This is a genomic window from Aliarcobacter cibarius (genome assembly GCF_013372265.1).
GTDB lineage: Bacteria > Campylobacterota > Campylobacteria > Campylobacterales > Arcobacteraceae > Aliarcobacter > Aliarcobacter cibarius.
Genome location: NZ_CP054051.1, coordinates 433,855 through 454,788, shown reverse-complemented (window position 1 = coordinate 454,788; position 20,934 = coordinate 433,855). Strand labels below are relative to the sequence as shown.

Below are 20,934 nucleotides of genomic sequence, written 5' to 3'. Positions count from 1 at the left end.
TATCATCATTAAAATACTTATGATAGAAGATGATTTAGAATTAGCTCAAATCATTACGGATTATTTAAGATCATTTGATATAGATGTTACAACTACAGATAGCCCTTATAATGGGTTATCTATGCTTGATTTAAACAAAGATTATGAATTATTAATTCTGGATTTAACTCTTCCTGAAATAGATGGATTAGAATTGATTCCAAAAATTAGAGAAAAATCAAATATTCCTATAATAATAAGCTCTGCAAGAGATGACATCTTAGATAAAGTTATGGGATTAGAGCGTGGAGCTGATGATTATTTACCAAAACCTTACAATCCAAGAGAACTTCAAGCTAGAATTAAAACTATTTTAAAAAGAGTTGATTCGAAATCAAATAGTAATAAAAATCAAGAGGATCAAATTTTTGAACTAAGAGAGAGTGACTTACAAATCATATTCAAAAATGTTGCATTAAATTTGACTCTGGCGGAGTATGATATTTTAAAACTTTTAATTCAAAGAAATCATGGTGTTGTATCAAGAGAAGATTTTATTTACACAAGTGATAATATAGAAGATGATTCATCTTTAAAAAATATCGATGTAATAATTTCTAGAATAAGAACAAAATTATCAAATATTGATGATAGCAGACAATATATTAGATCAGTTAGAGGTATTGGTTATCAACTAATATGATAAAAAATATCTCTATCAATACTTTTGTAAATATTATCTTTACTCTGGCTTTTATATCTATCTTTGTTACATTTGCAATGTTTATAAGATATGATAAAGAAAGACATGATTCTAATTTACAAAATAGATATGAGATGATTGCTGAAAATTTCTTAATACTTTTCCAAGATCATCCAACAAAAGAGAGACTCGTAGATTTATATAAAAAGTTTAATATTAGACCTATTGATAATAGAGACAGAATATTAGAAATTATAAATAATGCTCAAGAATTAACTATTACGCAAAATTATTTGGGTACATATAGAGTTTATAAATATGATGAAACATTTTATATTTATGTACAACAATATGGTTACAATATTATGCTAAAAGATACAAAATATCATAATTATAGTATTGCTTTTATATCAGCTGGATTTATTTTAGCACTTTTAATATTTTTAATTTTGTATGAAATTTTAACTAGAAAACTAAAACCACTTAAAATTCTAAATAGACAAATTATTGAATTTTCAAAAGGTAATAAAGATATAAAGCTAAATTATACTGGAAATGATGAAATTGGAACAATTGCAAGAAGTTTTAATGAAGCTATAAATATTATAAATAATCAATCAAAATCAAAAGATTTATTTATGAGAAATATGATGCATGAGTTAAAAACTCCTATAACAAAGGCTATGTTCATAGCAGAAACCTTAGAAAATGAAAAAACTAGAGATAATCTTCAAAAAGCTTTTAGAAGAATGGATGATATTATAAAAGAGTTAGCAACTGTAGAAAAACTTACTTCAAAAAACACCATGATTTATAAAGAAGATGTTGATTTTCTTACAATATTTGATAAAACTATAGATTTAATGCTAATTAATCCTAACAATATTGAAAAAAATATAGAAAATTTCACATTCAATGTTGATATTTATATGATGTCTATTGCTCTAAAAAACTTAATAGACAATGCACTAAAATTTAGTACAGATAAAAAAGCGAAAATTGAAGCCAACAACAAAAGTATAAAAGTTGCTTCAAAAGGAGAAGCCCTTAAAAATAGTTTAGATTATTATACTGATGCATTCTATCAAGAAGAAAAAAGAAGTAATGGATTTGGACTAGGACTTTATATTGTTAAAGCAATTGTAAATCTTCATAAATATAAATTAGTTTATAAACATAAAGATGGATACAATTACTTTATAATAGATATGGAAAAATAGTTATTTACTTCTAACATCTTTCATAATTTCAAACCAATTTCTATGAAAATTCTTTTCTATATATTTTCTTTTATGTGGAACTATACAATCTGAACAATTTTGATGAATATAGTTATCACCCACATATTCACTTCCTTTTTTAGAATTTATGCTACAAACTGAATAAAGTACTTTTCCATCAGGATTTTTTTTAAATCCATTATCATCAAATCTAAAATGAGGGCAAGCACATAAATAACAATTTAAATCTTCCATATCATGGCATTTCTTATTATCTTTATACAAAGGACAAAAATCTGGTTCATTCTTAACCATATTTTCAAATCTAAAATATTCAATTATCTCTTGTTTAGTATTCCCTTCCAATTTTTTCATTACATTTGCATGCAATTCTCCTTGTTTTAAAAACCACTCTTCATAAGTCATCTATTACCTTTATAAAATTAAACATAAATCATTTTTTTTGTCATTCCACCATCAACAACAAAATTACTAGCAGTTATAAAACCTCTATTTTTCAATAAAAAATTAACTACATCTAAAATATCTTGTGCATCACCTACTCTATTTGTAGGATGCTGTTCATTATCTAGTTTTGTTGGTTTATAATTTTTATCAACATTTATCCATCCAGGAGTTATTGAATTTACCTTTATTTCAGGAGATAAGGATATCGCTAAAGAATGAGTTAATGAACTAATACCTCCTTTTGAAGCACTATAAGCTTCTGTACCCTCTTCACTCATAATTGCTCTAGTTGAAGAGATATTTATGATATGTCCTTTTGATTTTTTTAAAAGTTCTGCAAACTCTTTTGATAGTATATAAGGTGCCGTTAAATTTATAGAAATTATATTTTCCCACTCTTCTATACTTTGTTCGCTTATATTTTTTTGTGTAAATTTTGCTGCATTATTTATAATTGCATAAAGAGAATCTATACTATTTTTTATTTTTTTTATAGTTTCTAAAAGCTCAAACTTATTTGATAAATCACATTTGTGAAAAGCAACTTTATCTATATTATTTTCAATAATATCAATATTTATAATATGATACTTATTTCTTAATTTCTCAGCTAAAACTTTCCCAATACCATTTGAAGCACCAGTTATTATAATAGTTTTCACTTTTTTCCTCTACTTATAATCTAATTTATCTATAATCAATTTTTTATTTATAAATGGATCAATCACAGCTTCAATTTCATCTAATTTATATTTCAAATCAAATCCAATTTCTGAATTTGTTGCTGTACTTTCTAAAATATAAAATTTTTTATCATTAATATATAAAGTTGGTTTACCTAAATTTATATTTTGAAGATTTACTATGACAAATATATGTTCAGGAACTAATACAAAATAAGCTTCATAATCTTTTTGTCTTAAAAGTGATATTAACAAATTTGATTTATCATCACAATCTCCAAAATTTTGTTCTACAACTTTTTTTGGAGTTCTTGCAATACTATCATTTATTTTATATGGTATATTTGTTACAAAGTTTAATATATTTTTAACTTCACAAACCTGATCTTTATTACAATCTTTTGTTAAATGATCACTTAGATTTTTAGTATATTCATCAACTCTAACTTGATTTACATAAGTTGAGTCTCCTATATCCATAAACTGATTTTTAACTACAAAAAATGATATGTAAATTAAGTAGAGTAGATAAATTATGAAGAAAAATGATATAAAAAATGATAAAAATTTTACACCACTACTTTTTATTAACATACTACTTTATCTCTGCTATCCAAAGTTTATAAGCATCTCCATTTAAATGTAAATCATCTTTTGTAAAATCTGCTTTCAAAACTTTATTTGATGATAAAATTTGATTCAAATCTATAAATCTTATATTGTTTTGTTTAGCAAATAGTTTTAATTTTTCATTTAATTTTTCAACTTCTACATTGAAATCTTTTTTTCTACTCTCACCTATGTATAAAGTAGATTGAATATTTACTTTAATACCTTTTTTTTGGAAGAATTGAACTATCTTTTCATAGTTTAAATATACATCTTGCGCTTTTGCACCACGCATAATATCATTAACACCTATCATTATATAAACTTCTTCTATACTTGGACTAATTGTATAAAGTCTATCTAAAACTCCACTAGTAGTATCTCCACTAATACCCCTATTTTGTACAACTTTACCCCATAACTCACTCCATTCACCCTCATCAGTAATAGAGTCTCCAAGCATCACAATTTTAGCATCACTTTTATCTTTTAACATTTCAAATTGTGTGACCTTATGTTTATAATATGGATCATTTTGTATTTTCCATTCATTTGCAAATAATTCTATAAATATTAAAGAAAATAATAGTATTACTTTCATTATTACCCTCCATAAATTTTAATAAAGTATATCAAAGATTTGTTAAATAACTATTTTTTAATATCAACTTAAAATTATTTATTAGAAAATTATATTATAATAATTTAATATTTTTATTAGGAGGATTTATGTCTACAAGGAGTTTAAAATTATTAGCACCTGTGCTAGTAGTTCTAGTTTTATGGTTTATACCTGCTCCAGAAGGTTTGTCACAAAATGCATGGCATTTTTTAGCAATATTTTTAGGAGTAGTTATTGGGTTAATTCTTGAGCCTGTACCAGCAGCTTTAGTGGGATTTACTGCCATTTCAGTAGTTGCACTTTTAGGTTTAGTTGGAGATTCTAAAGAGAGTGTAAAATGGGCACTAAGTGGTTTTTCAAATAGTGTTATTTGGCTAATTTTTGCAGCATTTATGTTTGCAGAAGGTTATAAAAAAACAGGTCTTGGAAAAAGAGTATCATTACTTATGGTTAAATATATGGGAAAAAGTACTTTAGGATTAGGATATGCTGTTGCTTTCTCTGATTTAATTTTAGCTCCATTTATGCCATCCAATACAGCAAGAAGTGGAGGAAGTATATATCCTGTAGCTATTAATATTCCACAAATTTTCAACTCTTTACCAGATAATGAACCAAGAAAAATTGGTGCTTATATATCTTGGGTTGCAATTGCATCAACTTGTGTAACAAGTTCAATGTTTTTAACAGCTCTTGCTCCGAACTTACTAGCAGTTGATTTGATTGCAAAAAGTACTAGCCATGCTATAACATGGATGGAATGGGCAACAATAATGCTTCCATTAATGATTCCAATGTTTTTATTAACACCTTGGCTTACTTATGTTTTATATCCACCAACACAAAAAAGATCTCCAGAAGCTCCAACTTGGGCAGCAGAAGAATTAAAAAAATTAGGTTCTGTTACATTTAAAGAATATTTAATGGCTGGACTTGCAACTGTTGCTTTAGTTCTTTGGATATTTGGAAAAGAACTAGGAGTTGATTCAACAATATTACTACACCGATAAATTAAACTAATATTATGGATATTGTTGGTACAATTTCTAATGGAAAAATTAGATAAAAATGATGCAAGAAAAGTAGATTCAAAAACATTGCAATATCTTCGGGATAGAGCAATAAAATTAAGAGAGAGTGGTGTTAGTAATATTGAGACAGCTAGTATTTTAGGTTTATCAAAAATTACAACTTCAAGATGGTATAGTAAATACAAAAAAGATGGACAAAAAGCTCTTAAAGTTCAAAAGACAGGTAGACCAAAAAAGAGTGGTAAACGCCTTAGTGATGAACAAGAATCAAGAATTATTAGTATGCTAATAGATACAACACCAGAACAGCTAAAATTTAAATTTGCCCTATGGACAAGGGAAGCAGTAAAACAATTGATTTTGAGAGAACTTGATGTTGATATGCCAATATCAACTGTTGGAGATTATTTAGCTAAATGGCAATTTACATCTAAAAAGCCAATAAAAAGAGCTTATGAGAGAAAAGATAGTGCTACAAAAGCTTGGCTTGAAATAGAGTACCCAAAGATAAAAAAAGAAGCAAAAATAAATAATGCTGATGTTTGGTGGGCAGATGAAACAGCTTGTGTTTCATTGCCAAGTAATCTAAAAGGATATGCACCAATAGGAAGTAAAATAAAACCAATATTAACTCATACAGCTAAAAAGTTTAAAGTTAATATGATAAGTGCTATTACTAATACAGGTAAATCAATGTTTGCACTTTATGATGATTCAATAGCTACTGATAATTTTATAGATTTTTTAGAAAAAGTAATAAAGTCAAATGATAAAAAAGTATTTATGATAGTAGATAACCTAAGAGTACATCATGCTAAAAAAGTAAAAGAGTGGGAAGAAGAGAATAAAGATAAAATAAAACTATTTTATCTACCACCATACTCTCCTGAATTTAACCCAGATGAATATTTAAATCAAGATTATAAAAGTAATGTACATAAAAATGGTCTGCCAAAGAATCAAAAAGAATTGAAAGAAAACACACAAAATTATATGGAGAGTTTACAAAGAAATCCACAAAAAGTTGCAAATTTCTTTTTACATCCTAGTGTGAAATATGCTAGTTGATAAAATTAACTCTGTTTATTGGGGGAGTAATAACTGCAATTAGTATTGTTTCTATAATGATTTTATCAGGTATTATTACTTGGGATGATTTACTTTCAGATAAAGCTGCATTCAATGTATTTATTTGGTTTGCTACTTTAGTTGCACTAGCAGATGGTTTAAAAAAAGTAGGTATATTAGATTTTATAGGTAAAAATTCTCAATCAATGCTTGCTGACTTAAGTCTAACATCACTTATTATTGCTTTAATACTGTTGTTCTATGTACTACACTACTTTTTTGCTAGTACAACAGCTCATGTTACTGCATTAGTTCCGTTATTTATGGTTATTGCATCTACATTTATACCTGCAGATCAATTGCTTACATTTACTATTCTTTTAGCTGGAAGCTTGGGAGTTATGGGAATTATTACTCCTTATGGAACAGGACCTTCTCCTATTTGGTATGGAGCAGGATATATTTCTCAAGGTAAATGGTGGGCTTTAGGAGCTATTTTTGGTCTTATTTATTTAATTCCAATCATTATCGGAGTATTTATATTTATGTAAAATATTAGAAGATGGGTTAATTACCCATCTTCAATTTTATAATATTGTTTGGTAAATCAAAGCTAATGCCATTAAAAGTAAAAAAGCTTTAATCATTTTAAAATAACTTTCGGAAGCTATCTTTTTTCTTAAATTAAATCCTATAATTATACAAATAGCAACTATTAATAAATTATATAAAGATGTTTCTAGTATCTCTTGGGTAAAAGAACCATGAACTGCAAAAAGTATAACTTGAATAATCTTTCCAAACATAAAACAAAGATTTGTAGATTGAATTATCTCTTTTTTAGTATGTCTTGCTTCTAAAGAATAGATAATTAAAACCAATGCCATAACATTTGTTAATCCTCCAATAATTCCAGCACTCAAACCAAAAATAAAAGTTGATAAATTAGGTTTTTGCCTAACCCAAGGCATTTCAAAAGATATTTTTTGGCTAAATAGATAAAATAGTATTGAGACTGCTAAAAGAAATTTAAATATTTCAGAGTTACTATAAAGTAAAATTTGAGTACCTATAGCACTACCAATCATTGCCATAAGAGCTAAAGGATAAAATCTTTTTATAGTTTGTAAAAAATTTCCTTCACTAATTAACGCGCTAATATTTAGTAACAAAGTTGGGATAGCAACATATATAACAGCTGTTTTCATGTCAGTCATCATGGCAAGAAGAGGAGTTGCAATCATAGGAAAACCAAATCCAATGGTTGCTTGAACTAAAGCAGATAAGAATACGACAATAGAAGCAAAAACTAAAAATTCAAATGTAAATTCCATAATAAATCCTAAAAAAGGATTTATTATATATCAAAAATATTTAATTCTTGAAGTTTTTATCTAAAACTTCTAAAAACTCTTTTGGATTTTTATATCCAACTATTTTTGCACTTTTTACCTCTTGTTTATTTGTATCCCAAAAAATTAATGCAGGTGGTCCAACAATCCCAAATCTTTTTTGTAACGCTTTATCTTCATCACTATTTTGAGTAACATCTGCTTTTAAAAGTGTAAAATTTTGAAGTTTTTTAATAACTTCTGGGTCTTTAAAAGTAATTTCATCTAACTCTTTACATGAAACACACCAAGTTGCCCAAAAATCTAGAATTACAGGTTTTGAAGATTTTGAAATTGCATCTTCAAGTTGTGTTATATTTTGAATTTTTGTAAATTTTAATTCATCTTGTTTTACAGATGATACACCATTATTTATAAACTTATCAAGTGGTTTTAATGGATTTGTTGCTCCACTTACTGCTCCAACAATCATAATAACACCAAAAATAAATATTACAGTTGATATAAGCTGTGAAATGATATGTTTATAAACTCTTAAATAAATAGCTGTTCCCAATAATAAGAATGCCCATAAGTAAATAGCTACTGTTGGATTTATTACTCTATCAAGTAACCAAATAGCAACACCTAGCATAATTAATCCAAAGATTTTTGTTACGCTTTCCATCCAGCCACCTGGTTTTGGCATAAATTTACCAGCTCCAGCTCCAATTATTAAAAGAGGAACTCCCATTCCTAAACTCATAACAAATAAAGCTATACCTCCAAGAATTGCATCTCCAGTTTGTCCAATATAAACTAAAGCACCTGCTAATGGTGGTGCAACACAAGGACCAACAATTAAAGCAGATAAGAATCCCATAATTGCAATTCCTAATACTCCTTGTTTTTCTTTTCCTTCTGTTGTTTTATTTATTTTTGTTTGGATTGCACTTGGAAGTCTAATTTCAAAATATCCAAACATTGAAAAAGCTAATGCTACAAATATAAGTGAGAAAGCTACCAATACATAAGGATTTTGTAAAGACGCTTGTAAGTTTGCTCCAAAAATTCCAGCAATAACCCCAGCGATTGTATAAGCAACACTCATAGCAAGCACATAAATTAAAGACATAAAGAAACCTTTTTTTGCATTCATCGTCTCATTTTGCGAAGCTTTTACAATAATAGAAGATAAAATTGGAATCATTGGGAAAACACAAGGAGTAAATGATAATAATAAACCAAATCCAAAGAATGTTGCAAGAACTAATAGTGTACTAGAATCTTTTAATGCAGCAGCTATATTATCTGTTTCACTTAGATTTTCATTTTCTGATTTTAAATTAACTTCATCTTTTTGTTGTGCATCTTCTTTAATAGGTTCAACAACTTGTTCTTTTACATCAGCTTCAAAAAATACAACTTGTTTTTCACTCATTGGAGCATAACAAAGTCCTGCTTTTGAACAACCTTGGAATTTAATCTCAATTTCGTACTTATTTGAATCCAGTTTAGATTTTAATAAGCTATATGGAACATCAACATTTAAATCATCAAAATGTACTATAAAACCATCATAAGGAACAGGTTTTGGTAAAGTTAATTCTTTTACAAGCTCAACTTTTTTCGGCTTAGTAATATTTATTTGTATTTTATCATCATATAAATATATATCTTTTCCCAAATTTATTTTAATATTTAACCTATCTTCTTCTTTTGTGAAATTTACTTTAAATGCTTCTTCTGGTTCAAGAACTTTATTATTCAATTCCAATGAAAATGAATAGATAAAAAGCATTAAAAATAGAATGATTTTTTTCATGAATATCCTTAATTAAACTCTTTTTTACTTGTTTCTAAAAGTTCTTCAACACTTCTTATACCAAACTCTTGTTTTACCTCTTTTCCATCTTTAAAGTAAACTATAGTTGGAAGTTTTTTAACTTTATATTTTTTTGCAAGCAAAACCTCATTATCAATATTTACTTTAAATATTTCAACATTATCTGGCTTTTGAATTTCAAAATCCTCTAAATTATTTGCCAGAACTTTACAAGGTGGACACCAAGGTGCATAAAAGTCAATAATCACATTTTTACCTTTTATTTTCTGGTCAAAATTATCAGCTGTTAATTCTTCGTAAGAAAACAATGCTGTAATTGTCAACAAAGTTACAAAAAAATATTTTCTCATATAATCCTCTTTTAAAATTTTTGCCTATTATATTTAATTTTTGTAAAGAATTCGTTTATTAGTATTTATTATATTTTATTTTAATTAAATTATAATTTTTTATGATAATATTCCATTTTTAAAGGAGTATATTGTGAATAAATTAATAAATTTGTATCCAAATGAAGTAGAAAAACTTATTGATAAAAATATTATAATGATAGATGTAAGAAGAGAAAGTGAATTTTATAGTACAGGAATTATAAAAAATAGTATTCCTCTTACATTTTTTGATGATTTTGGTAACTACGATATAGAAAATTGGATGAATGAATTCCAAAAATATGTAAAATCAAAAGATCAAGAATTTGTTTTAATATGTGCACATGCAAATAGAACAAGATCTATTGGAAATTTCTTAATAGACCAAGGATATACAAACGTATCACATTTATATGGTGGAATAGCATATTGGTTAGACGAAGGAAAAGAGACTTTAGCTTATAAAAAAAGCTAAAGTCTACTTTACGCGCCTATAGTATCTTTTTTAATTTTTCTTTTTACAGTACTTGTTGAATCACTAGGTTTTATATTCTTTTCTATGTAATCCATAATTTTAGCTGCTACATTTATATTTGTAGATTTTTCTATTCCCTCAAGACCTGGAGATGAGTTTACTTCCATTACAAGAGGACCTCTTTTTGAAATTATCATATCAACACCACAAACTCCAAGTCCCATTGCTTTTGCTGCGGCAATTGCTGTTACTTTTTCTTTTCTATTTAATTTATAAATTGTAGCATTTCCACCTTGATGAAGATTTGATCTAAAATCTCCTTCAGCACCTTGTCTTTTCATAGCTGCAACAACTTCTCCATCTACTACAAAAACTCTAATATCACTTCCGCCTGCTTCTTCTATATACTCTTGTACAAGTAAATTTACATCCATTCCATAAAATGCATCAAGAACTGACTTAGCAGCTTTTTTACTATCAACTAAAACTACACCTACACCTTGCGTACCTTCTAAAATCTTTAAGATTAAAGGTGTTCCTCCACTTAAAGCAATAACATCTTTTGCATTTGATTTATTTGAAGCAAAAACTGTTCGTGGTAAATCTACTCCATTTTTAGAAAGAACTTGAAGACTTCTTAACTTATCTCTACTTCTTGTAAGTGCTAAATTTCCAGTAGTTGAAAAAACATTTTGCATTTCAAAGTGTCTTACCATCGCAGCACCAAAAAATGTTCTACTTGCACCTATTCTTGGAATTATTGCATCTGGAACTTTTAGTATCTCTCCTTCATAGTTTACAACTAACTCATTTTTCATTATCTCTATTGTACATTTCAAATAATCAATAACTCTTACTTCCCAACCTTTATTATTCGCTTCCTCATACAATCTTTTTGTAGAATATAACTCTTCATTTCTTGATAAAATATAAACTAACATCTTTTTTCCTATTTAGATAAATTCTTTTTTGAAACATCGACTAAAAAACGATTTTTTAGAAATTTTCTTCCTATTAACATAGGGTACTTCATATCAGCTCTTGATGTCAATGAAATAACAGTTTTATAAATTTTATTTGCAAATTTTACATTTACTTGAATAAAGGCCCTTTTTTGAATTATTCCATTTGAACTCTTTACTCTTTTTTCTTGATAAAGTGGGATTTTTATTTTTTTATTATGATACGAAGGATGTACTTTATCCAAAAGTCTAAAAGTTACAAAACCATCTTCAACAGTTATATCATCACAATGTAGAGAATTTGAATAAGCACCTGTATCAATTTTTGCATCTAAATCAAAAAGTTCTAAATCTAAAATTGAAATAGGTTCAATTCTTCCTATTATAGACAGTTGTGACATAATAAGCCTTTTTTTGCTTAATTATATCACAAGATTGAATTTTTAAAATTACTTTTTAAGCTCTTTTGCTTTTTGTAAAGCTTGAATTACACCATCAATATTTTCATATGGAATATGTGCTTTCCATTGAATATCTTCCCCATTTAATGCTATTGCAATACTTACAACATCATCCGTATCTTTTCCATAAGGTTCTGCTACATTTGAAACAATAATCTTACCTTGTTTTGTACCAGCTAATTCAAGCTCAGTTATTTTCGTAGTTTGTGACATAAATTCTCCTTAGTATTTGATTTATAAATTCTTACTAAAATTTACTTTTTATTCTATTAAATTATTCAATAGTTGCTTCAGGTCTTCCTAAATAAAAACCTTGGAATTCATCAACTTTTAAATCCAATAATCTCTTATAAACTTCTGCATTATGAACAAACTCTGCTGTAATTTTTATGTTTAAAGCTTTAGAAAAATCTATTATAGATTTAACCATTTCACTTGAGTTTTTATCTGTTGTAATATTTTTAATTAAGGAACCATCAATTTTTATAAAATCAGGTCTAATTTTTAAAATATGTGCAAAATTTGAGTATCCTGTTCCGAAATCATCAATAGCTATTTTAATTCCCTGTTTTCTGTATTTACTAACAAAATCATCTAAAATTTGATATTCACCTATAGAATTACTTTCTAAAATTTCAAATACTAATTTAGCTTTATTTTCAATATCTAATTTATCAATATACTTATCTAACATATCTATAAAATCATTATTCATAATATCTTCAAAACTTATATTAAATGATATATATTTTTGCGTAGTTGGTAAAAGATCTATTATTTTTCCCAACATTTGATTAGCAAGTGATATATACTGTTTTGTTTTAAATGCTGTATCTAAAAATAGATATGGTAAATGGTAAATCTCTTTTCCATGTATATCAAAATCTTTTATTCTCATTAATGCTTCATACTTAATAATTTGATTTTCTGTATTATATATTGGTTGAAAAAATGGTACTACACAATCATTGTTGATAGCCTCTTTTATTTTCTCTCTCCAATGAATAGAATTTTTAATTGACTCTTTTGTATCAATTTCTGTGTTATATACAAAAAATCTTTTACTAGATTTTTTTGCTCTATTTAGTGCAATTGTTGCAGTTTTTATTGGTTCTTCTTGAGCAATAGATATACCTAATGTAACATTTATATAAAGTTCTAAATTCTCTTCCTCAATAAATAAAGCATTCTCTTTAAATACTTTTAAACTTTCATTAATAAACTCATCATACTTAGAAAAATTCATCATTGTAGTATTTACAAGTGCAAAAACATTTCCATACAATCTGTATGCAGTTACACCAAATTTTTCTGAGAAATTATTCAAAATTTTTGCTGTCTCAATTAATACTAAATCTCCTACTTTAAATCCATAAAGTTCATTTATATCTGCAAAAGAGTCTATATCTATTAAAACAATAGATACAAATTCACACTCTTTTATATCATCTTCTAAGGCTACCCTATTTTTAATTCCAGTTAAAGAATCTATGTAAAGTCTATCTTTAAAAACTCTTTCTTGAATCTCAATATTTTTTCTATTTGTTTCAACTTCATCAACCAAAGTATTGAACTGCTTAGAAAGATAAACTATTTCATCTTTTGATTTAGTTGTTTTATCAGTTTTATCTAAATTTGATACAACATTTATTTTATTTACTTCCATCAACATTTTATTAATAGGTGAAACTATTTTAACTGTAATAAATATTCCAATTAAAGTTAAAACCATGAAAAGAAGAATTGAAATATTTAAAATTAAAGAATTAACACCTTCAGTAAAATTATGAAAATTCTCTTTATATACATTAGAAGCTATATACCAATTAAATTTATCATTATGAACAATCCATGATATTTTTTTATAAGTATAATTATACGGGTCATAAATTCTATTCCACTCGTATTCTAAAGCCTCTTTAGCAAGAGCATGAGCTTTCATCTCTTCATAAAGATACTTTTTGCCAACCCCTGGAATTATTACATCTTCTAAAGATTTAGAAGCAAACTCTCCACTTGGATCAAAAATAACTTTTCCATTTGCATCAAAAATAAAAATATAACCAGCTTTCCCTAATGTTAAACTAGAAACTATTAATTTCACTTGCTCAATTAACTGATTTTCATCTTCATATTTTTTTGATTCAATATTTATTGCCTGTGCAATTTTTTCAAATTGTACTTTTGATATTTCTAACTCTATATTAGATAAATAATCATTTATTTTTGGAGATAAAAAGAAAATTACAAATATGATATAAAATAATAAACTGACAACAAGTAACCATGCAATTTTGAAAAAAAGTTTTGTATTCATTTTCTATCTTATATTTGAAATTTTTTGACCAAACCTAACATTTTTATTTAAAAGATTTTCTAATTCTACAAAATCTTTTTCCCAAAGCATAACTACAGTAGAACCCATTTTAAAGTATCCTAAACACTCAGCTTTTGATATCTCAATATTTTCATAATTATAAACTTTAATCTCTTTTGTATCACAATTTGTTTCAACAGATTTTTCAAATTCAAATACCATTTGACCTACATTTAACGCACCTACAAAAACCATATAAAACAACTTACCTTCAGCTTCACACTCTAAAATAACTCTCTCATTTTGTACAAAAAGTTCAAATTCTTTATTTAAATATTTTAAATTTACAGGATAAAGTTTTCCTGGAACATGAATCAACTTTTTCAATCTAAAATCTATTGGGGCATGATATCTATGATAATCTTTTGGAGATAGATAAAAATTCATAAACTCACCATCTTCTAATTTATTAAAATTTGAACTACAATAATAAGTTAAAAGTTCTTCAACACTATAAGACATACCTTTAATTTGTAAAGCTATATCTTTTTTTAATTTTCCACATTCTGTAATTAAACTATCTGTTGGTGATATAAAAATATTTGGTGAACTATCAATTTCTCTATTTATAAGTAACTCTCTTGTAAAAAGTTCATTTAAAGTTTTATAATGTTTCGCGTTTTTAAACTCTGTCATATCAAGCTTCATAAGCTTTACATAACTTGAATTTATAATTTTTTGAATAAAAGATGGAAACCTTCTCTTTGCAAATTTACCAAAGTATTGTGATAGAAGATTTGTTATATGCATTGCTTTCCTTTAAAGTTTAACTAAATTATACCCTTTTTTCTTATTTATTTGCTTTAAAAAGTAAATTTAGATAATATTTTGCCTTTAATTTTTATTATTTAAAGGTATTTTTTATGTTTAAAGTTATTGTACAAGACCAATGTGGTTGTTTTAAAAGAAGTAATTTACAAAATGATTTAAATTTTTCTTCAAAAGATGATGCTATGTTAAAAGCCATTGAAATGAAGAATATAATGAATAAAACATTTTGTAGAAAACATGATTTTCAAATTCAAGAAATGTTTAACAATTTAGTTATTAAATTTTATAAGGATGAACCAGTAAATTCATGTTGTGGAAATGGTTGTTGTATGTAAATACAACAGCCATCTTAAAATAGATTAATTAATATTTAGGCTTTAATATATACATTTTGCCTTTTTCTTTCATTCTTCCAGCATAATGAAAGGCATCATCTCCAAATCCCCAGAAAAAATCCGCTCTAATCTCACCTTTTATAGCCCCACCGACATCAGCTGCAACCATTAATTGATTTAAAGGTTCTTTTGTAACAGGATTTTTTGTACTTAAGAATACTGGCATCCCTAAAGGAATATAACTTCTATCAACAGCTAAATTTCTTTTAGCAGTTAAAACTGTATTTAAAGCTCCTGTTGCACCATTTGGTGAAACTCTAAAAAATATATAACTAGGATTTGAGTTAAAAACTTCATCCATTATTTTAGGATTAGCTTTAAAAAAATCCTTCATTGCTTGAACACTCATCTCGTCTTTTGTAATATAATTTTTTTCTATTAAATATGAACCTATACTAAGATATGGCCAACCATTTTGTTCTGCATATCCCACATTTATAATTTCACCTGTATCAAGTTTTATTTTCCCACTACCTTGTATATGCAAAAAGAATAAATCAAATTTATCATCAACATAAGCAATTGGCTCTAAATTTTTATTTTTTGGATTCTTTTCTATTTGTTCTCTTGTATCATAAGGAACAATTTTGTTTTTTACAATTTTTCCTCTTTTGCTTCCATTTGAATTTAGTCTATCTGTAATTATTAAATTTTTAGGTGTTTTATAAATAGGATATTTGTATCTAGCACTTTTTTTCAAGCTACCATATAATAATGGCTCATAATAACCTGTAATTGTTCCTTCATCTTTAGCTTTACTATCAAAAAGTTTATATGGTTCAAAATTTAACATAAAAAATTTTCTTCCATCTTTTTCAAATTCTGCTTTCTTACAAACATTTCTGAATTCATCATATTTTTTTGATTTTTTACAATCTTTCTTAAAAACTTCTAAAGCATGATTTAAATCATCATCAAAAAAACCATCAATTTCTAAAAACGATACTTTCTGCATTCCATTTTCTAAATTTTCATTTTGTTCTTCGATTACAACTTCTTTATCTTTTTCTACTATAGGTGCTTGAGGAATTTGTTCTTGTTTTTTTGAACAACCAGTTGCTAAAAATATAGCTAAAATTATAAGTATCAAATTTTTCATATGCTGCAACCCATTTGAGAATTTATAGAGTGTATCTCTTTTAAATCACAACTCTTACAAGAGAATTCAACCTCTTTTACTCCTGAACATCCATGATCTCTTAAGATTCTAGATTGAATTACTTCTTGAGTAAACTTTGTATTTGTATTCATATCGGAAAAACTCTTTTTTGTTTCTAGACAACTAGGACAAGTGCCATTTAAAAGTTTTTCTAATCGACTTTGTTTTGATTTAAAAAAAATATATATTAGTAATACTACTATAAGGAAAGTTAAAAATAAGAAAAGAAGAGTTTGCATAAGGTAGAGTTTTACTCTACCTCTGCATCAATAACGTCATCGTCATCTTTTTTTGCTTTTTGATTTGCTGCACCAGCTCCTTGCTCACCCTCTTTTTTATACATAGCTTCAGCTAATTTGTGAGATTTTTCAGTTAAAACTTTTAGTTTTTCTTCAATTTGCTCTTTTGTTGCATTATCATCTTTTAATAATTCTTCTAAATCTGCTGCTGCATCAATAATAGCTTTTTTCTCATCTTCAGAAATTGCATTTTCATTTTCTTCTAATGTTTTTCTTGTACTATGTAACATAGCATCAGCTTGATTTCTTGTTTCGATTAAAGCTTTTTTCTTAGCATCAGTTTCTTTATTTGCTTCTGCTTCAGCAACCATTTTTGCAATTTCATCATCACTTAATCCAGAACTTCCAGAGATTGTAATTTTGTTCTCTTTCCCTGTTCCTTTATCTTTTGCACTTACATTTAATACACCATTTGCATCAATATCAAATGTTACTTCAATTTGAGGAACACCTCTTGGAGCTGCTGGAATATCTGAAAGTTCAAACATACCTAAAGATTTATTATCTTTTGCAAATTCTCTTTCTCCTTGACATACATGAATAGATACAGCTGGTTGATTATCATCTGCTGTAGAGAATACTTGAGATTTTTTAACTGGAATTGTTGTTCCTTTTTCAATAAGTTTAGTCATAACTCCACCTAAAGTTTCAATTCCTAAAGATAATGGAGTAACGTCCAATAAAAGAACATCTTTAACATCTCCTCTTAAAACTCCAGCTTGAACAGCGGCTCCAGCAGCAACAACTTCATCTGGATTTACACCTTTATTTAAATCTTTTCCAAAGAACTCTTTAACTACTTGGTTTGCTTTTGGTAATCTTGTACTTCCACCAACCATAATAACTTCATCAATATCACCTTTTGCGAGTCCAGCTTCTTTTAAAGCAACTTTAATATGACTTAATGTTTCATCAATTAAATCTTCAGTCATTGACTCAAATTTTGCTCTTGTTAAAGATTTTACTAGGTGAACTGGTCCTGCTTGTCCCATAGAGATAAATGGTAAGTTAATCTCTGTTGATTCAGCAGAAGACAACTCTTTCTTAGCATTTTCAGCAGCATCTTTTAATCTTTGAAGTGCCATTTTGTCATTTTTAACATCAAATCCATTTTCATCTTTGAACTCTTTTGCTAACCAATCAATAATTCTATTATCAAAGTCATCTCCACCTAAGAAAGCATTTCCATCCGTACTTAAAACTTCAAAAGTTCCATCACCAATTTCTAAAACAGTAACGTCAAAAGTTCCTCCACCTAAATCATAAACTAAAACTTTTTCCTCACCTTTTTTATCAAGTCCATACGCTAATGAAGCAGCAGTTGGCTCGTTAATAATTCTTAATACATTTAACCCAGCAATTGTTCCAGCTTCTTGAGTAGCTTTTCTTTGTGCATCATTAAAGTATGCAGGAACTGTAATAACAGCATCTGTAACTTTTGCTCCTAAATACTCTTCCGCATCAGCTTTTAATTTTCCTAAAATTTTTGCAGAAATTTCTTGTGGAGTATAAACTTTTCCACCGATTTCAACTGCAGCAGCTCCACTTCTATCAACAATTTTATACCCTACTTTACTTTGAGCAGCTTTAGCATTTGGCTCATTCATCATTAGACCCATAATTCTTTTAATAGAATAAATTGTTTTTTCAGGGTTTGTAATAGCTTGTCTTTTTGCTGGATCTCCAACTAAAATTTCACCTTTATCTGTAAATGCAACTATTGATGGAGTTGTATTTTTCCCTTCTTTATTTGGGATAATTTTTGCTTCACCATTTTCATAAACTGCAACACAAGAGTTTGTTGTTCCTAAATCTATACCTATAACTTTACTCATTTTCTTATCCTTTTATTAAATTTCATTTTTAAATTTGTAAATCATTTTAAATTCTATAGTTTAATGACATTACGGTCAATATTTTTAGTTAGCGATACTAACCATTGAAGGTCTTAATAACCTATCTTTTAACATATAACCTTTTTGTAATTCACTTACAATTTGACCTGTTTCATGATCTGAACTATCTACTTGCATAACCGCATTGTGCACATTTGGATCAAACTCCCCATCTGTATCAACTTTTGTAATATTGTGTTTTTCGAAAGTTGTGATAAAACTTTTAATAGTAAGCTCTATTCCTTCTTTTAACTTTGGTAAAAGCTCATCTGCACTCATATTAACACTAGCTGATTTTAATGCCATTTCTAAAGTATCAAGAGGTGTTAATAAATCTTTTGCAAACTTTTCACTTGCATAATCTATCGCTTGATATTTTTCTCTCTCTAATCTTTTTTTAATATTCTCAAAATCTGCATGAACTCTTAAAAATTTCTCTTCACTTTGTCTTAATTCTTCTTCAAGCCTAACAATAACATCTTCTAAGCTCTCTTCTTTTGTTGCTTCACAACATTTTTCTTCATTGCAACACTCTTTATTATTTTCAATCTCTTCAGTTATAACTTCTTCTTTAATATTTTCGCTCATTTTTTCTCCTAAAAATTTGTAATTTGTTCAAGAAAGTATTCATAATCTTTTGATAACTCACCAATAATAAACATCTTTACATCTTCATTATTGATTTTGCAAAATTTACATATTCCAATATAGTTCTCTGGTAAAAAGCCATCAAAGTACAAACCTTCTTTTAGCTCATCCATAATATTACCTTTTAAAAATCTATTTATTGTAAACTCATCAAAATCATAGTTTAAAGCAAGATTCAAAAACTCTTTATAATTGAATATATCAAAATCACTGTTTTGTAATGTTTGATTTATAGCACTATAAAGTTCATAAGCTCCAACATCTTTTGAGACCTTTAAAATATCTTCTAAAGAAGTTTGCTTCAAATCATTCAAAAATCTGTATAAAGCTGAACTAAATTTTATATTAACAGCAAAACTAGAAAACTCTAAAATTATATATTTATTCTCAACGTTTATCAAGTTTTGTAAAATTTCACTTTTCTCTTTTTTTAAAAAGACCGTTAATCCAATTTTATTAGCTAAATATTCTAAAGCTTTAATATTTATACCAGATAGTTTAAAATTTAACTTTCCTATCCAATACTGTTTTAAAGCTTCATTTGTAGGAGTTCTTCCACTACTTATATGCTCTTGAGCTAAAAAACCCTCTTCTCCTAACTTTTTAAAATAACCTCTGATTGTTGCAGCTGAGTACTCTAAATCATACATAGACTTTAATTGCGTTGAACCAATTGGCTCAAGATGTTCAATGTATGCTTTAATAATAGATTGTAATAAAAACTCTTTTTTATCTATCATAAATCCAACTCTCTTTATTCTTTAGCACTCTATATCTTAAACTGCTAAAGAATTATAGCTTATTGAGTCAATGTTTGTCAAGTCTTAGTAAGTATTTTTTAATATTTTATTTGTGCTAAATAAAGACCATTTGCTAAAATAGGTGTTTTAAAGATATGATTTTGAAGATTTAGCTGTTGTTTTAAATCAGTAATAGTTAATTTTTTTTCATTTATTGCTAGTAAAAATCCTACCATGAGTCTAATCTGAGATCTTAAATAAGAGTTTGCTTCAAATCTAAAAACATAAATATCTTTATATTTATAAAATTTTGCATTAAAAATCTCTCTTTTTGTATTTTCTTTTTCACTTCCTGTTTTAAAGAAATATTTGAAATCATAAGCACCTATAAACTCTTTTATGGCTTCTTTAATTATATCTTCATCTATTTCTTTACAATGTAAAATATATTTTTGGTTAAATGGATTTGTCTCTTTTTGAGTAATTAAATATCGATAAACTCTTCTTTTTGCACTAAATCTAGAATGGAAATCATCACTTACTTTTTCAATTTTGTGTATTTTTATACTTGGGTTTATTCTTTTATTTAAAATTGTTTTGAATTTTTTTAAATCAGTCCAATAAGATGGTATTTCACAATTAAATACCTGTTTTGTGGCATGAACATCTTTATCTGTTCTTCCACTTAAAATTATTTTTGTATCAATATTAAAAGTTTTGAATACTTTTAAAAGTTCATCTTCAACTGTATTTTTATTTGGTTGCTTTTGACTTCCAAAAAAAACACTTCCATCATAAGATATTGTAAACTTTAAATTCAA

At 26.8% G+C, this 20,934-nt stretch carries 25 protein-coding genes; 7 read left to right on the top strand and 18 right to left on the bottom strand.

From position 1 onward, the window contains the following. The first annotated feature begins 4 nt into the window (after positions 1-4). Entirely contained in the window at positions 5-682 is a 678-nt protein-coding gene (locus ACBT_RS02110) for a response regulator transcription factor (RefSeq protein ID WP_024775612.1), read from the top strand. Continuing rightward, entirely contained in the window at positions 679-1,902 is a 1,224-nt protein-coding gene (locus ACBT_RS02105) for an ArsS family sensor histidine kinase (RefSeq protein ID WP_024775611.1), read from the top strand. The genes ACBT_RS02110 and ACBT_RS02105 overlap by 4 nt, the downstream gene beginning before the upstream one ends. On the opposite strand, the gene ACBT_RS02100 is transcribed toward ACBT_RS02105, so the two are convergent. The 4 genes from ACBT_RS02100 to ACBT_RS02085 all read right to left on the bottom strand — a co-directional run bounded on the left by ACBT_RS02100 (position 1,903) and on the right by ACBT_RS02085 (position 4,263). Continuing rightward, positions 1,903-2,328 carry a hypothetical protein gene (locus tag ACBT_RS02100; RefSeq protein WP_024775610.1) on the bottom strand — a complete coding sequence of 142 codons (426 nt, stop codon included), beginning with the start codon at positions 2,326-2,328 and terminating at the stop codon, positions 1,903-1,905. 17 nt (positions 2,329-2,345) lie between these two features. Beyond that, positions 2,346-3,032, bottom strand: coding sequence for an SDR family oxidoreductase (locus ACBT_RS02095; RefSeq protein ID WP_024775609.1), 687 nt, complete (start codon positions 3,030-3,032; stop codon positions 2,346-2,348). 9 nt (positions 3,033-3,041) lie between these two features. Then, on the bottom strand, positions 3,042-3,533 hold the full coding sequence (locus tag ACBT_RS02090; protein ID WP_169729049.1) for a transglutaminase domain-containing protein: 492 nt from the start codon (positions 3,531-3,533) through the stop codon (positions 3,042-3,044). Between the two features lie 115 nt (positions 3,534-3,648). Next, on the bottom strand, positions 3,649-4,263 hold the full coding sequence (locus ACBT_RS02085) for a GDSL-type esterase/lipase family protein (protein ID WP_034218724.1): 615 nt from the start codon (positions 4,261-4,263) through the stop codon (positions 3,649-3,651). 128 nt (positions 4,264-4,391) lie between these two features. Here ACBT_RS02085 and ACBT_RS02080 point away from each other — a divergent pair, with 128 nt between their 5' ends. The 3 genes from ACBT_RS02080 to ACBT_RS02070 are packed head-to-tail and all read left to right on the top strand — an operon-like array spanning position 4,392 to position 6,934. After that, entirely contained in the window at positions 4,392-5,294 is a 903-nt protein-coding gene (locus tag ACBT_RS02080) for a DASS family sodium-coupled anion symporter (protein WP_228130314.1), read from the top strand. A gap of 39 nt (positions 5,295-5,333) precedes the next feature. Further along, positions 5,334-6,383 (top strand): IS630 family transposase, encoded by a 1,050-nt coding sequence (locus ACBT_RS02075; RefSeq protein WP_151029452.1) that lies wholly within the window; start codon positions 5,334-5,336, stop codon positions 6,381-6,383. Continuing rightward, complete coding sequence (locus ACBT_RS02070) at positions 6,380-6,934, top strand: anion permease (protein WP_024775774.1); 555 nt, start codon at positions 6,380-6,382, stop codon at positions 6,932-6,934. The genes ACBT_RS02075 and ACBT_RS02070 overlap by 4 nt, the downstream gene beginning before the upstream one ends. A gap of 36 nt (positions 6,935-6,970) precedes the next feature. On the opposite strand, the gene ACBT_RS02065 is transcribed toward ACBT_RS02070, so the two are convergent. Genes ACBT_RS02065 through ACBT_RS02055 form a run of 3 tightly spaced genes read right to left on the bottom strand, consistent with a single transcriptional unit; the run spans position 6,971 to position 9,910 of the window. Further along, a complete protein-coding gene (locus ACBT_RS02065) occupies positions 6,971-7,717 on the bottom strand; it encodes a sulfite exporter TauE/SafE family protein (RefSeq protein ID WP_024775775.1) in 747 nt (248 codons plus the stop codon). 40 nt (positions 7,718-7,757) lie between these two features. Then, positions 7,758-9,539, bottom strand: coding sequence for a protein-disulfide reductase DsbD (dsbD, locus tag ACBT_RS02060; protein ID WP_024775776.1), 1,782 nt, complete (start codon positions 9,537-9,539; stop codon positions 7,758-7,760). 8 nt (positions 9,540-9,547) lie between these two features. After that, entirely contained in the window at positions 9,548-9,910 is a 363-nt protein-coding gene (locus tag ACBT_RS02055) for a thioredoxin family protein (RefSeq protein WP_024775777.1), read from the bottom strand. 133 nt (positions 9,911-10,043) lie between these two features. On the opposite strand from ACBT_RS02055, the gene ACBT_RS02050 reads away from it, so the two are divergent. After that, positions 10,044-10,406, top strand: a complete 363-nt coding sequence (locus ACBT_RS02050; RefSeq protein ID WP_024775778.1) for a rhodanese-like domain-containing protein — start codon at positions 10,044-10,046, stop codon at positions 10,404-10,406. An 8-nt stretch (positions 10,407-10,414) separates the two neighbouring features. Here the strand turns inward: ACBT_RS02050 and rimK are convergent, their stop codons facing one another. The 5 genes from rimK to ACBT_RS02025 form a co-directional block, all read right to left on the bottom strand. Beyond that, positions 10,415-11,347, bottom strand: coding sequence for a 30S ribosomal protein S6--L-glutamate ligase (gene rimK, locus ACBT_RS02045; protein ID WP_024775779.1), 933 nt, complete (start codon positions 11,345-11,347; stop codon positions 10,415-10,417). Between the two features lie 8 nt (positions 11,348-11,355). Beyond that, positions 11,356-11,769, bottom strand: a complete 414-nt coding sequence (locus ACBT_RS02040) for an ATP-dependent zinc protease family protein (protein WP_024775780.1) — start codon at positions 11,767-11,769, stop codon at positions 11,356-11,358. 48 nt (positions 11,770-11,817) lie between these two features. Continuing rightward, positions 11,818-12,042: a hypothetical protein gene (locus ACBT_RS02035; protein ID WP_024775781.1), complete on the bottom strand. Its 225-nt coding sequence runs from the start codon at positions 12,040-12,042 to the stop codon at positions 11,818-11,820. A 61-nt stretch (positions 12,043-12,103) separates the two neighbouring features. Then, positions 12,104-14,146 (bottom strand): EAL domain-containing protein, encoded by a 2,043-nt coding sequence (locus ACBT_RS02030; protein ID WP_024775782.1) that lies wholly within the window; start codon positions 14,144-14,146, stop codon positions 12,104-12,106. 3 nt (positions 14,147-14,149) lie between these two features. Next, the gene (locus ACBT_RS02025) at positions 14,150-14,956 is read right to left on the bottom strand and encodes a phosphatidylserine decarboxylase (protein ID WP_024775783.1); all 807 of its coding nucleotides are present in this window, start codon (positions 14,954-14,956) and stop codon (positions 14,150-14,152) included. 113 nt (positions 14,957-15,069) lie between these two features. On the opposite strand from ACBT_RS02025, the gene ACBT_RS02020 reads away from it, so the two are divergent. Beyond that, the gene (locus ACBT_RS02020; protein ID WP_024775784.1) at positions 15,070-15,312 is read left to right on the top strand and encodes a hypothetical protein; all 243 of its coding nucleotides are present in this window, start codon (positions 15,070-15,072) and stop codon (positions 15,310-15,312) included. 28 nt (positions 15,313-15,340) lie between these two features. On the opposite strand, the gene mltA is transcribed toward ACBT_RS02020, so the two are convergent. The 6 genes from mltA to truA form a co-directional block, all read right to left on the bottom strand. After that, complete coding sequence (gene mltA, locus ACBT_RS02015; RefSeq protein ID WP_024775785.1) at positions 15,341-16,471, bottom strand: murein transglycosylase A; 1,131 nt, start codon at positions 16,469-16,471, stop codon at positions 15,341-15,343. Then, positions 16,468-16,623, bottom strand: coding sequence for a hypothetical protein (locus tag ACBT_RS02010; RefSeq protein ID WP_157833407.1), 156 nt, complete (start codon positions 16,621-16,623; stop codon positions 16,468-16,470). The genes mltA and ACBT_RS02010 overlap by 4 nt, the downstream gene beginning before the upstream one ends. A 158-nt stretch (positions 16,624-16,781) precedes the next feature. Further along, positions 16,782-18,665: a molecular chaperone DnaK gene (gene dnaK, locus ACBT_RS02005; protein ID WP_024775787.1), complete on the bottom strand. Its 1,884-nt coding sequence runs from the start codon at positions 18,663-18,665 to the stop codon at positions 16,782-16,784. A gap of 84 nt (positions 18,666-18,749) precedes the next feature. Beyond that, on the bottom strand, positions 18,750-19,313 hold the full coding sequence (gene grpE, locus ACBT_RS02000; protein WP_024775788.1) for a nucleotide exchange factor GrpE: 564 nt from the start codon (positions 19,311-19,313) through the stop codon (positions 18,750-18,752). A gap of 8 nt (positions 19,314-19,321) precedes the next feature. After that, complete coding sequence (locus ACBT_RS01995; protein ID WP_024775789.1) at positions 19,322-20,113, bottom strand: heat-shock regulator; 792 nt, start codon at positions 20,111-20,113, stop codon at positions 19,322-19,324. A gap of 98 nt (positions 20,114-20,211) precedes the next feature. Further along, positions 20,212-20,934, bottom strand: a complete 723-nt coding sequence (truA, locus tag ACBT_RS01990; protein WP_024775790.1) for a tRNA pseudouridine(38-40) synthase TruA — start codon at positions 20,932-20,934, stop codon at positions 20,212-20,214.

Coding starts and splice junctions, on each gene's coding strand:
- ACBT_RS02105 (WP_024775611.1), top strand. CDS start 679: ATGATAAAAAATATCTCTATCAATACTTTTGTAAATATTATCTTTACT.
- ACBT_RS02100 (WP_024775610.1), bottom strand. CDS start 2,328: ATGACTTATGAAGAGTGGTTTTTAAAACAAGGAGAATTGCATGCAAAT.
- ACBT_RS02090 (WP_169729049.1), bottom strand. CDS start 3,533: ATGGATATAGGAGACTCAACTTATGTAAATCAAGTTAGAGTTGATGAA.
- ACBT_RS02085 (WP_034218724.1), bottom strand. CDS start 4,263: ATGAAAGTAATACTATTATTTTCTTTAATATTTATAGAATTATTTGCA.
- ACBT_RS02080 (WP_228130314.1), top strand. CDS start 4,392: ATGTCTACAAGGAGTTTAAAATTATTAGCACCTGTGCTAGTAGTTCTA.
- ACBT_RS02075 (WP_151029452.1), top strand. CDS start 5,334: ATGGAAAAATTAGATAAAAATGATGCAAGAAAAGTAGATTCAAAAACA.
- ACBT_RS02065 (WP_024775775.1), bottom strand. CDS start 7,717: ATGGAATTTACATTTGAATTTTTAGTTTTTGCTTCTATTGTCGTATTC.
- dsbD (WP_024775776.1), bottom strand. CDS start 9,539: ATGAAAAAAATCATTCTATTTTTAATGCTTTTTATCTATTCATTTTCA.
- ACBT_RS02055 (WP_024775777.1), bottom strand. CDS start 9,910: ATGAGAAAATATTTTTTTGTAACTTTGTTGACAATTACAGCATTGTTT.
- rimK (WP_024775779.1), bottom strand. CDS start 11,347: ATGTTAGTTTATATTTTATCAAGAAATGAAGAGTTATATTCTACAAAA.
- ACBT_RS02040 (WP_024775780.1), bottom strand. CDS start 11,769: ATGTCACAACTGTCTATAATAGGAAGAATTGAACCTATTTCAATTTTA.
- ACBT_RS02035 (WP_024775781.1), bottom strand. CDS start 12,042: ATGTCACAAACTACGAAAATAACTGAGCTTGAATTAGCTGGTACAAAA.
- ACBT_RS02030 (WP_024775782.1), bottom strand. CDS start 14,146: ATGAATACAAAACTTTTTTTCAAAATTGCATGGTTACTTGTTGTCAGT.
- ACBT_RS02025 (WP_024775783.1), bottom strand. CDS start 14,956: ATGCATATAACAAATCTTCTATCACAATACTTTGGTAAATTTGCAAAG.
- ACBT_RS02020 (WP_024775784.1), top strand. CDS start 15,070: ATGTTTAAAGTTATTGTACAAGACCAATGTGGTTGTTTTAAAAGAAGT.
- mltA (WP_024775785.1), bottom strand. CDS start 16,471: ATGAAAAATTTGATACTTATAATTTTAGCTATATTTTTAGCAACTGGT.
- ACBT_RS02010 (WP_157833407.1), bottom strand. CDS start 16,623: ATGAATACAAATACAAAGTTTACTCAAGAAGTAATTCAATCTAGAATC.
- dnaK (WP_024775787.1), bottom strand. CDS start 18,665: ATGAGTAAAGTTATAGGTATAGATTTAGGAACAACAAACTCTTGTGTT.
- grpE (WP_024775788.1), bottom strand. CDS start 19,313: ATGAGCGAAAATATTAAAGAAGAAGTTATAACTGAAGAGATTGAAAAT.
- ACBT_RS01995 (WP_024775789.1), bottom strand. CDS start 20,113: ATGATAGATAAAAAAGAGTTTTTATTACAATCTATTATTAAAGCATAC.